Origin of the sequence: Rossellomorea sp. NPDC077527 (genome assembly GCF_044542955.1) — a bacterium.
Lineage (GTDB): Bacteria > Bacillota > Bacilli > Bacillales > Bacillaceae_B > Rossellomorea > Rossellomorea aquimaris_E.
The window spans coordinates 817,246-829,252 of the sequence record NZ_JBITVL010000002.1; the positions used below are offsets into that span (position 1 = coordinate 817,246).

Genomic DNA, 12,007 nt, shown 5'->3' on the forward strand with positions numbered 1-12,007 from the left:
ATTTTACAACAAAATAAAAACAATAAAGGAGGAGTCTCTCATGGCTCGATATACTGGCCCAAGCTGGAAATTATCTCGTCGTCTTGGAATCTCTCTAAGCGGTACGGGTAAAGAATTAGAAAAGCGTCCTTACGCTCCAGGACAACACGGTCCTAACCAACGTAAAAAAATCTCTGAGTACGGTTTACAACTTCAAGAGAAGCAAAAACTTCGTCACATGTACGGAGTAACTGAGCGTCAATTCCGTAACCTATTTGACCAAGCTGGCAAATTACAAGGTAAACACGGTGAAAACTTCATGGCGCTACTTGAGTGCCGCCTGGATAACGTTGTTTATCGTTTAGGTCTTGCTCGTACTCGTCGTCAAGCACGTCAACTTGTTAACCACGGTCACATTACAGTGAACGGATCTCGCGTAGACATCCCTTCATTCCGCGTTCTTCCTGGTCAAACAATCTCAGTTCGTGAAAAATCACGTAACCTTGACATCATCAAAGAAGCGATGGAAGTGAACAGCTTTGTTCCTGAATTCCTAACTTTCGATGCTGACAAATTAGAAGGTACTTTCACACGCGTTCCTGAGCGTTCTGAATTACCAGCTGAAATTAACGAAGCTCTTATCGTTGAGTTCTACTCTCGTTAATCTTTGTGAAAGAGACACTGTCCATTTTATGGGCAGTGTTTTTTTGTATGGCTATTTTCATAACATTGTTACTTCTGAATGTAGCGAGTAGTGGTTGACAATTAAAGTTAACAGGCCACTACTCTCCCTTAATTGATATTTCTGAACCATTTTGCTCTGTCAACACTTTCATCACCCTCCGGCATAACCTAAATCACAGAGCTAACTATAGTCTGTACATGAATAAGAAAAATCTTTGCCAGAAGAGCTTTTTACTTTAAGGGTAGGAGAAGCATATATTTTCAAATCCAACACTTTTAATTCAATTTCTCAACTTTATTTTCAAATCTAACACTTTTATTTTCAATTCGGACTTTTCCCCACACAAAAAAAGTACGGCACCCGCTCCACAAAAAGAGAAACGGATACCGCACTGATAGATTTTATTTTCTATTATACGTACTGAACTCTGAAATATTTCTTCTTTCCGCGGCGGATGATCGTAAATTGTCCTTCGATCATATCACCTTCACCCATTACATGCTGAAGATCAGTTATACGCTCTCCATTGATGTAAATGGCACCGTTCCCTACATCTTCACGTGCCTGACGCTTCGATGGGGAGATTTTCGCATTGACGAGTAGATCGATCAATCCGATTTCTTCCCCTTTTGATTGTTCAAAGGATGGGACATCTTTGAATCCTTCCATTATTTCAGAAGCTGATAATGACTTGATCTCTCCGCTGAATAAAGCTTGAGTGATACGGATCGCCTGATCAAGCGCTTCTTCCCCGTGGATCTGCTTTGTCATTTCTTCAGCAAGCGTCTTTTGTGCCTTTCGAAGATGAGGCTCTGTTTCAACGGAAGCAGCAAGCGCATCGATTTCTTCGTGAGAAAGGAATGTGAAGTACTTCAAGTATTTCATCACATCCGCGTCGGCCGCATTGATCCAGAATTGATAGAACTCGTACGGAGACGTCTTCTTCGGATCGAGCCAAACTGCTCCGCTTTCCGTTTTTCCGAATTTACTTCCGTCAGCTTTCGTTACCAGTGGAATCGTGAAGCCAAATGCCTTCGTCTCTTCCTCATGTGTACGTCTGATCAGTTCAAGACCAGTCGTGATATTCCCCCACTGGTCGCTTCCACCGATCTGAAGCTTACAATTGTAGTGATCGTATAAGTGATTGAAGTCCATTGCTTGTAGAATCGTATACGTAAATTCAGTGAATGAAATTCCTGATTCCAAACGGGATGAGATCGTATCTTTCGCCAGCATGTAATTAACACCCACATGCTTACCGAAATCACGAAGGAATGTCACGACATCCATCGCTCCGATCCAGTCATAGTTATTCACCATGACGGCACCGTTTTCCCCTTCGAAATCAAAGATGCTTTGGAGCTGTCCTTTAATGCTTTCCACATTCCCCTGGATTGCTTCCACGGTCTGCAGTTTACGCTCTTCATTTTTCCCGCTCGGGTCTCCGATCAAGCCCGTTGCCCCTCCAACTAACACAAGAGGACGGTGCCCTTTATTCTGGAAGCGGCGAAGCGTCAGGAATGGCAGCAGATGCCCGATGTGCATGCTGTCCGCTGTCGGATCGATTCCGCAGTAAATCGAAATGCTTTCTTTATTCAATAAATCCTTCAATCCTTCTGCATCTGTTTGCTGATACGTGATCCCACGCCATTCCAAGTCTTTAAGTAAATCCATCTCTTTTTCCTCCTTTAGATAAACAAGTAAACAACAAAAAAGTCCCTGCATATATGCAGGGACGCTGTCGCGCGGTACCACCCAAATTAAGGAATAACATCCTTCACTCATTCAAGATAACGGCTTTCACCGTTTGCTGCTACTATCAAGTTCACAGCAAAAGCTCCAGGATGTAATTCATCGGCCATTTGTGTCAGTTCACAGCAACCACTGACTCTCTTCATAACAGGGAAGGCAGACTACTTATTCCTCTCATTGCGTTTATGTTTTGTACAGAAATCCGAATTTATGACGGATTATCATTCATTTCACTATACTAGGTTTTTACCATATTCCAAAATAATAGTCAACTAAACGCGAAACAAAAGTCCATTTTATTTGACTTTTTACGACAGTCTTCCTGTTATTATGCTATAATGGGAATGTTCTGGGGGGAATGATATATGAAGGAAAAATGGAACAAATTTCTCGAAAAAATAGACCCTGCAATCAGGTTCTTTTCAAATACTAGATTTCAAAAACGAGCAAGAATTACATATGGAGTATTCTGGAACCTGTCACTGATCGTGGTCGTAATTTTTGTATTGGGGTTTGCCTTTGCAGGAGGAGTCGGAGCGGGTTATTTCGCTTCACTCGTCAAGGAAGAACCGATCCGTCCTTATGACCAAATGAAAAAGGACATCTACAACTATGAGGAAACCTCACGTCTTTACTTCTCTGATGACGTGTATCTGGGGAAGCTTCGGACAGACCTGGAACGTGAAGAAGTAAAGCTTGAAGATATTTCGGAAGATCTTCAACATGCCGTCATTGCCACTGAAGATGAATACTTCAACGAACATAACGGTGTCGTACCGAAAGCGATCATGCGTGCCGTACTACAGGAATTCACGAATTCCTCTACCCAATCGGGCGGAAGTACACTCACTCAACAGCTGATCAAAAACCAAATCCTCACGAATGAAGTATCATTTGAGAGAAAGGCGAAAGAAATCCTTCTCGCTCTTCGATTGGAAAGATTTTTTGATAAAGATGAAATCCTGGAAGCCTATCTGAATGTGGCGACTCTGGGAAGAAATTCTTCCGGTCAAAACATCGCAGGCGTTCAATCGGCTGCTAAAGGAATTTTCGGAGTGGAAGCAAAGGATTTGTCCCTGCCACAGGCAGCTTTCATTGCCGGTCTTCCACAGGCTCCATTCTCTTACACACCATTTAAGAATAACGGAGAAGTGAAAGAGAACCTCGAAGCTGGGATGAACCGTAAAAACACGGTCCTCTACCGGATGCACCGTGAAGGATATATTACGCAAAAGCAATATGATGATGCCGTTGCGTATGATATCTCAAAAGATTTTGTAAAGCCGAAGCCATCACCACAGGAGCAATATCCATGGCTGACTGCCGAACTTGAAAGCCGGGCAGTGGATATCATGAAAAATGTTCTTGCCAAAAAAGATGGTTACTCTGAACAGGATCTCGAGAACAATGATGAGCTTGAAGACAAGTACCATACTTTGGCTGACCGCAATGTCCGTCAAAGCGGGTATGAAATTCACTCGACCATCAACAAGAAGATTTATGATCAAATGCAGAAAACCAAAGACGCATATGATATGTACGGGCCTACAAAAACCATCACGAAAAAAGACCCTGAAACAGGTGAAGATGTAGAAGTGCCCCAGCCGGTTCAAGTTGGCGCCGTGATGATTGAGAATAAAACGGGCCGCATCATCAGCTTCATCGGCGGACGTGATTTCAAATTGGAACAGATCAACCATGCCACACAATCACATCGATCAAACGGATCTACTATGAAACCTTTGCTCGCGTATGCGCCTGCATTGGAATACGGTTATATTTCACCAGGTTCACCTATTCCTGATGTTGCTGTCAACATCAATGGCTGGCAACCGGAAAACTACTCGTTCAGAGAGCGCGGACTTTTCCCTGCAAGGTTCGCCCTGGCAGAATCCTTGAATATTCCTGCCGTAAGAACGTATGCGAATATTTATAACCGGAATCCATTTAAAGAGTTTCTACTGAAAATGGGATTCACTTCCCTTTCAAGCAGGTATGACAATAACCTGTCCCTTACTCTCGGGGCAACCACGACGGGTGTCACCGTCGAAGAAAACGTGAATGCCTACACGACGTTCGCAAATGGTGGAAAATTCATCGATGCGTTCATGATTGATAAAATCGTCGATAAAGATGGCACGGTCGTCTATGAGCACAAGGTAGACCCGGTGGATGTCTTCAGTCCGCAAACCGCCTACTTAACCATTGATATGATGAGGGATACACTGGATCATAACCTTGGTACCGGACGATATGCTAAAACATTCTTGAATTTCAGTTCGGACTGGGCCGGTAAATCCGGAACGAGTCAGGATTACAAAGACCACTGGTTTGTGGCAACGAATCCGAGCATCACCTTCGGGACCTGGTTCGGTTACGACACACCTTCGTCCTTGAATACAGCTGCATCCAGAGCTCAATACGGGCATTACGGATTACGTAATATCCGTTTATGGTCTTATTTACTGAATGATGTTCGAGACCTGGCTCCAGATCTCATCGATCCCGATGCATCATTCCAGCAACCTGAAGGAGTTGTTAGAAGGTCCTTCTGTTCGATCTCTGGACTGCTTCCATCAGAAGCTTGCAGTCAGGCAGGACTCGTAAAGAGTGATTTATTCAATGCAAAATATGTCCCAACCAAAACGGATGACAGCTTACTCATGAGCCGATACGTGATGGTGAACGGAAAGAAATACTTGGCTCTGCCAAATACACCTGAAGAGTTTTCACAGCCTGGAGTCATCTTAAACCCTGACTTTGTGAAAAACATCTTTGGTTCTGTACCTGGAGATCCGGATAAACTGATTCCGGATGGGGATGAACGATTTAAAAATGTCCTTATCGCGGAAAACAAGATTTCTGATGACGGAGCTGCTCCAGGAACCGTCAAAGCAAGCGGTAACGGTAACAAAATAACCTGGACAGCTTCTGCAAGCGGCGATGTCGTCGGATACCGCGTTTACAGCACATCCGGCAGTAAGGTCGGAAGCGTCAAGTCCGGATCCAGTTATGCTGTATCCGTTGGAAATGGTGAATACTTTGTTGTTGCAGTCGATGTAGCAGGCAAAGAGTCCGCTCATTCCAACACGGTACAAATTGGAACACCGAAACCGGATCCTAAACCGGAAAAACCGGGTACAGATCCGAAACCGCCTGGGGACAAACCAACTGATCCCCCGCCAAAACCGGACAAGCCGGACAAACCAGAGCCACCACCACCAGAGGATGATGGCGGCGGTGACGGCGGAGGAGGCGATGGCGGAACAGAACCGCCGACAGAACCGGGTGAACCACCAGCGCAGAACTAAATCGTGTTGAAAAGAGGGAAACGTGATGACGTTTCCCTCTTTTTTGTTTGTGTGATTAGGCGGTGATGGGGTATTCGTGCCGTTTGGGAGATTTATCTGCCATATTTACGATATATCTGCCGAAAATTCAGGTTATCTGCCATTTTTTATTTTTATCTGCCAATTTCCCGATTTATCTGCCATTCGACATAAACCGACCACCTCTACTCCCTCCTCTCCCTCTTCCCCACAACAAAAAAACCCCCACTCATCAAGAGCAGGGGTCCATCTATTAATCTTCCATCGTACTCAAATCACCTGTAGGCAGGTCTAACTCCCATGCCTTCAAGACGCGGCGCATGATTTTTCCGCTTCGTGTTTTCGGCAGTTTGTCGCGGAATTCGATTTCCCTAGGTGCCGCGTGGGCTGCTAACCCTTTTTTCACAAACTGGCGGATTTCTTCCTTGAGTTCGTCTGTCACTTCATATCCGTCGCGAAGGGCGATGAATGCTTTGATCACTTCACCACGGACTGGATCAGGCTTCCCGATGACACCTGCTTCAGCGACAGCCGGATGTTCAACGAGCTTACTCTCCACTTCGAAAGGACCTACCCTTTCTCCGGACGTCATGATGACATCATCAATCCGGCCCTGGAACCAGAAGTATCCGTCTTCATCCATGTAAGCAGAATCCCCTGACACATACCAGTCGCCCGGCATAAAGTATGATTCATACTTCTGAGGGTTATTCCAGATCTGGTTCATCATCGATGGCCAGCCTTTTTTGATAGCCAGGTTACCCATTCTGTAAGGAGCCACTTCATTTCCTTGGTCATCGACGATCGCGGCTTTGATACCAGGGAATGGTTTCCCCATGGAGCCTGGTTTGATCTCCAAGCTCGGATAGTTACAGATCAACTGTCCGCCTGTTTCTGTCATCCACCACGTATCATGGATGCGAAGGTTGAAGACTTTCATCCCCCAACGGACGACCTCCGGATTTAACGGTTCTCCTACGCTCAGGATGTGACGAAGCGAGCTCAGGTCGAATTGCTTTACGACTTCATCCCCTGCACCCATCAGCATTCTAAAGGCAGTCGGTGCACTGTACCAGACCGTCACACCATAGTCTTCAATCGTTTTATACCAGTTCTCGGGCTTGAAGCGTCCCCCTACGATGACATTGGAGGCACCTGTCAGCCATGGACCGAAAATACCGTACGAAGTCCCTGTGACCCAGCCTGGATCCGCCGTACACCAGTACACATCTTCTTCCTGAAGATCCAGTACCCATTTGGACGTTTGATAATGTTGGATCATCGCGTTATGAACGTGAAGGACCCCTTTAGGCTTACCTGTCGAGCCTGATGTATAGTGAAGGATCAGTCCATCGTTCCGGTCCACCCACTCGACGGAAAGCTTATCGCTCGCTTCTGCAAATTTACTCATAAAGTCCACATGAACATCGTCTTCCTCGATATCTTCGCCAACTAGGAATACATGCTTCAGATTCGGCAGTTCACTTACGGGTACCCTCTTCAACAGTTCAGGAGTGGTGATCAGTACTTTTGCTTCACTGTCCTCCAGGCGATCCCGGACGGCCCCTTCCATGAAAGCTTCAAATAAAGGACCTACGATAGCGCCCAGTTTGATTGCCCCAAGTACGGAGAAATATAGTTCAGGAGATCTCGGCATAAAGATGAAGACACGGTCACCTTTTTCAACATCCCCGAATCGCTTTAATACATTCCCAGCTTTATTCGACATCTTCTTCATATCAGAGTACGTATATTTTTCATCACGTTCTGCATCTCGGTAATAAAGAGCGACTTTATTTTTCCTGAAAGATACTGCATGTCGGTCGATCGCTTCATGTGCCAGATTGACCCGACCTGTTTCCGCCCATGAAAATTCTTTCTCGACGTCTTTCCAATCGAATGATTCGTACGTATTTTCATAGTTTTCAAGATTATAGTTTCCCTTTGTCACTGGTAACGCTTCCACTTTCATATACCGCATCCCCCTTATGTAAGAAATTACAATCTTATTATAGTATAAAACCGATATTTTCTCAATTTTTTAAAAAATCTGCCATGTAGTGTATTTCGATGATTTTTGCTAAAAACCCCTTTAGAATGCTGTCTTCTATAGGTATTCCAGAATAACATCTCCCATCAAAACGTCTGAATTTTTCGTGAAAGCGCTCTCTCTTTTTTAATTTCATGTATAATGAAATGGAGGAATATCTTTAGGTGGTGTCCAGATGAAATTGAAAAAAACCTATAATGCAACAGAATTAAAAACGTCAAAAGGAAACATCATTATTGAAGGTCCGATTTCGGCGGAAGAATTATCCCGTCTTGATTTCCATGAGGACCTGGTCGCTTTCAGACCTCCTGCCCAGCAGCACAAAGCACTTGTAGAAATCGCTAGTTTACCAGAAGGGCGAATCCTGATTGCCAGGGACAATCATACGATCGTCGGGTATGTTACATATTTATATCCTGATCCCCTTGAACGTTGGTCACAGGGAAAAATGGAGAATCTGATCGAGCTTGGTGCCATCGAAGTCATTCCTAAATTCCGCGGGGCGGCCGTCGGAAAGAATCTATTAAAGGTATCCATGATGGATGATCATATGGAAGACTTCATCGTCATTACAACTGAATATTACTGGCACTGGGACCTCAAAGGAACCGGTTTGAACGTATGGGAATACCGGAAAGTGATGGAGAAGATGATGAACGCCGGCGGATTGGAATATTATGCAACCGATGACCCTGAAATCAGCTCCCATCCGGCAAATTGTTTAATGGCGAGGATCGGAAAAAGGGTGGATGCAGATTCCATTCAACGCTTCGACCAGCTGCGGTTTATGAATCGTTTCATGTATTAACGTAACAGTTTTCTAGAAGGGGTGGAGAACGTGATTGTAGAAGAAATAATGAAAACGACAATCGAAACATTGAAAGCCGACGATACGATTGAATCGGCCATCAAATTGATGCGGGACAAAAAAATCAAGCACATCCCGATCACCAATGACGATATGGAAGTCGTCGGAATCGTGAGCGACCGTGATGTGAAGGACGGGACGCCTTCCATTTTTCATGATGGGCCAAGTACATCCGAGTTACAAAACCCTCTTAAATTCATCATGAAGACGGAAGTGATCACGGGACATCCACTGGATTTCGTCGAAGAGGTCGCGGCTCTTTTTTATGAGCATCATATCAGCTGCCTTCCGATCCTGAAGGAGAACAAACTCGTCGGGATCATTACCGAAACAGACCTGCTGTATACGCTTATCCAATTGACCGGCGCCCATCAGCCCGGCTCTCAAATCGAAGTGAAGGTCCCCCATAAGGCGGGCATCCTCTATGAAGTGGCAGGAATCATCAGACGGAACAATTCCAATATCCAGAGCGTCCTCGTTTATCCGGATAAAAAGGACGAAGCATTTAAAATCCTTGTATTCCGGGTACGGACAATGAATCCGATGAACGTGATCAGCGATCTTAAGAAAGAAGGATATGACGTGTTATGGCCAAACATGCCGGGAATCTCATCATGACCAAGGATGCGGTCTTTATCTATTCAGATGAGCTCCTCGGGTACCGGTTCTCTGATGAGCATCCCTTCAATCAAACCCGGATCACGTTGACGATGGATTTGCTGAAAGAAGTGAATGCCCTTCAACCGGATGAGATCGTCCCCCCGAGGATGGCTACAGATGAAGAGTTATTCCTTAATCATGATCCAAGCTATGTAAACGCTGTCAGGAGAGCAAGTTCAGGCCAGCTTTCTCAAGACCAGGCTGAAGGATTCGGAATCGGAACAGAGGATACCCCGATGTTTCAAGGCATGCATGAAGCGAGTGCCTATTTAGTTGGGGGTACGTTGACGGCAGTAGATCAGGTCATGACCGGTAAAGCAAAGCATGCCCTTCATCTCGGGGGCGGTTTGCATCACGGCTTCAAAGGAAAGGCATCGGGCTTCTGTATTTATAACGACAGCTCCGTAGCCATCCGCTATCTACAGGAAAAATACGGGGCAAGAGTTCTGTATGTTGATACCGATGCCCATCATGGAGACGGGGTTCAGTGGTCATTCTATGACGATCCGACTGTCTGCACCCTGTCCATTCATGAGACTGGGCGATACCTCTTCCCCGGGACAGGCAACATTAATGAGCGCGGTCACGGAAAAGGCTACGGGTATTCATTCAATATCCCTCTCGATGCCTTCACCGAAAATGAATCGTGGCTCGATGCGTATGAAACGTCTTTCCGGGAAGTGATGGAATACTTCAAGCCCGACGTCATCCTGACCCAGAACGGGGCAGATGCACACTATTATGATCCCCTTACCCATCTTTCGGCCACCATGGATATTTACCGGGAAATCCCCCGCATCGCACATGAACTAGCACATGAGTATTGCGACGGGAAATGGATTGCCGTTGGTGGCGGAGGCTATGACATATGGCGGGTCGTGCCGAGAGCGTGGAGTCTGATATGGCTGGAAATGACCGGCCGGATGGACCACACCTCTTCCTTCCCTGACAAATGGATTGAACGTTGGCAGAATAAAGCAGGAGTCCCCTTACCAACACAATGGACGGACGCCCCTGACATCTACAAGCCAATACCGAGGAAAGATGAAATCACTGAAAAGAATAAACAGACCGTTGAAAAAGCCCTTTATTCCATTCGGCAGCAAATGAGACAAAAACCAACTAGTTAAACAGAAAAGCGGAGGCGGCTTGGTCAGGTCCGACAAGCATAAGGCGAACCAACCGGAAAGGCGCTTTTTGCCTTTTTGGTTGGTTTGACTTATGACCTCGAGGGGCTAGCCGCCGGAGCTGGACAACAGAAAAGCGGAAGGGGCTCGCCCTGGGACGACAAACATAAGAAGATTTGACCATCTTTTGGATCATTCACCTTCTAAGCTTGAAGAGCAAGCCGTCATCATGTACAGTTAAATTGGAAGAATGATAGAATAAGTGCCAAGCCCTCCATAATGTACCAGGGGCTTGGCACTTACTTTCTGATTAAATTAATCTATCAATTTGTTTACATAGCTTTCTTGTACAGGAAAATGTGTTAAACTCCTCCATAATCTTCTAAGAAAAAAGGATGTGTGAGGCAATGAAAAAATATTTGCCGATAATATTAACTGTATCGCTCATGCTGGGAGCCTGTTCCTCCCAAACTGCGACGAAGGAAAAAGAAAAAGAAGAAACGTCTTCAGAACAGAAATCTAGCGTGGAGAAGGAAAAACAAAAGGCACCTGAAAAAGAACAACAGCCTGAAGAGCCTGAACAGCCTTATAAACCCCTTGAACCGACAGAAGGTGCTGTATCACTGAAGGAAACTCTCACTAAAGAGTCCCAGACTCAGCCAGTTCAAGAGGGGCAAAAGGAACAGCCAGAGCGTAAGGTGCCTTTTGGTGAAACTCTATCAACCGAGATGGAAGATTTATCTGATGGCCCATTAAAAGATCACCGTCTGGTTACCTATTACGGGACACCCGCATCAAAACATATGGGGATCCTTGGCCAGCTGGAACCTGAAGAATACATAAAGAAGCTAAAAGAACAAGCTCAGGTCTATTCGGACCTAGATCCTGAACGTCCTGCGGTACCGACGATCGAATTGATTACCACCATGGCCCAGAGTGCACCGGGGAAAGATGGAGATTATGTGCAGATGACGTCTGAGGAAAATATTGAAACGTACGTGAAGCTTGCCGAGAAGCATGATGCACTCGTTTTACTTGATATTCAACTTGGAACGGATACGGTCATGAATCAGGTGAAAATGGTGGAGAAATGGCTTAAGCACCCGAACGTCCACCTGGCGATTGATACGGAATTCCATGTAGCACAAGGAGAAAAGCCTGGAGAGGATCTCGGTGAAGTAGATGGTCGGGACATTCAGGAGGCAGTCGAGTATATCTCTGACCTTGCCGAAAAGAACAACCTCCCGGATAAATTGGTCCTCGTTCACCAATTCACCGGCCCCGTCTTGTTCAATAAAGATGCGATCGAACCGACCGAAAACGTTGAAGTCGCCATTAACTTTGACGGGTGGGGAGCAGCTGCGGATAAGCAGGCCCTCTACCGGAGATACATTCGTGATGAACCGGCACAGTATGGTGCATTCAAAATTTTCTATGAAAAAGACGTACCTGTCCTTACACCTGAAGAGGTGCTGAAAATGGATCCAAGCCCAGCCGTCATCAACTATCAATAATGTAAAAAAGCAAGGACCTCCATCGGAGAAGTCCTTGCTTTTT

The 12,007-nt window shown here is 45.5% G+C and carries 8 protein-coding genes and 1 other annotated feature; of the genes, 6 read left to right on the forward strand and 2 right to left on the reverse strand.

Annotated elements, in window-relative coordinates:
• Positions 1-40: 40 nt before the first annotated feature.
• Entirely contained in the window at positions 41-643 is a 603-nt protein-coding gene (rpsD, locus tag ACIGG7_RS09375; RefSeq protein WP_397549588.1) for a 30S ribosomal protein S4, read from the forward strand.
• Positions 644-1,075: 432 nt separating this feature from the next.
• On the opposite strand, the gene tyrS is transcribed toward rpsD, so the two are convergent.
• On the reverse strand, positions 1,076-2,338 hold the full coding sequence (gene tyrS / locus ACIGG7_RS09380) for a tyrosine--tRNA ligase (RefSeq protein WP_397549589.1): 1,263 nt from the start codon (positions 2,336-2,338) through the stop codon (positions 1,076-1,078).
• 54 nt (positions 2,339-2,392) lie between these two features.
• Positions 2,393-2,603 (reverse strand) — a binding site (T-box leader).
• Positions 2,604-2,781: 178 nt separating this feature from the next.
• Between tyrS and ACIGG7_RS09385 the strand changes: the two genes are divergently transcribed.
• A complete protein-coding gene (locus ACIGG7_RS09385) occupies positions 2,782-5,727 on the forward strand; it encodes a transglycosylase domain-containing protein (protein ID WP_397549590.1) in 2,946 nt (981 codons plus the stop codon).
• Between the two features lie 271 nt (positions 5,728-5,998).
• Here the strand turns inward: ACIGG7_RS09385 and acsA are convergent, their stop codons facing one another.
• Positions 5,999-7,717 (reverse strand): acetate--CoA ligase, encoded by a 1,719-nt coding sequence (gene acsA, locus ACIGG7_RS09390; protein WP_397549591.1) that lies wholly within the window; start codon positions 7,715-7,717, stop codon positions 5,999-6,001.
• Positions 7,718-7,970: 253 nt separating this feature from the next.
• Between acsA and ACIGG7_RS09395 the strand changes: the two genes are divergently transcribed.
• From ACIGG7_RS09395 to ACIGG7_RS09410, 4 genes are all read left to right on the forward strand, one after another.
• Complete coding sequence (locus tag ACIGG7_RS09395) at positions 7,971-8,603, forward strand: GNAT family N-acetyltransferase (RefSeq protein WP_224939574.1); 633 nt, start codon at positions 7,971-7,973, stop codon at positions 8,601-8,603.
• Positions 8,604-8,633: 30 nt separating this feature from the next.
• Entirely contained in the window at positions 8,634-9,281 is a 648-nt protein-coding gene (locus ACIGG7_RS09400; protein ID WP_224939573.1) for an acetoin utilization AcuB family protein, read from the forward strand.
• Entirely contained in the window at positions 9,278-10,453 is a 1,176-nt protein-coding gene (locus tag ACIGG7_RS09405) for an acetoin utilization protein AcuC (protein WP_397549686.1), read from the forward strand. Before ACIGG7_RS09400 ends, ACIGG7_RS09405 begins: the two co-directional genes overlap by 4 nt.
• Before the next feature lie 404 nt (positions 10,454-10,857).
• A complete protein-coding gene (locus ACIGG7_RS09410; RefSeq protein ID WP_397549592.1) occupies positions 10,858-11,964 on the forward strand; it encodes a hypothetical protein in 1,107 nt (368 codons plus the stop codon).
• Positions 11,965-12,007 lie beyond the last annotated feature (43 nt).

Bases quoted from the DNA above. Each gene is read 5' to 3' on its own strand.
- rpsD (WP_397549588.1), top strand. From the start codon at position 41: ATGGCTCGATATACTGGCCCAAGCTGGAAATTATCTCGTCGTCTTGGA.
- tyrS (WP_397549589.1), bottom strand. From the start codon at position 2,338: ATGGATTTACTTAAAGACTTGGAATGGCGTGGGATCACGTATCAGCAA.
- ACIGG7_RS09385 (WP_397549590.1), top strand. From the start codon at position 2,782: ATGAAGGAAAAATGGAACAAATTTCTCGAAAAAATAGACCCTGCAATC.
- acsA (WP_397549591.1), bottom strand. From the start codon at position 7,717: ATGAAAGTGGAAGCGTTACCAGTGACAAAGGGAAACTATAATCTTGAA.
- ACIGG7_RS09395 (WP_224939574.1), top strand. From the start codon at position 7,971: ATGAAATTGAAAAAAACCTATAATGCAACAGAATTAAAAACGTCAAAA.
- ACIGG7_RS09405 (WP_397549686.1), top strand. From the start codon at position 9,278: ATGACCAAGGATGCGGTCTTTATCTATTCAGATGAGCTCCTCGGGTAC.
- ACIGG7_RS09410 (WP_397549592.1), top strand. From the start codon at position 10,858: ATGAAAAAATATTTGCCGATAATATTAACTGTATCGCTCATGCTGGGA.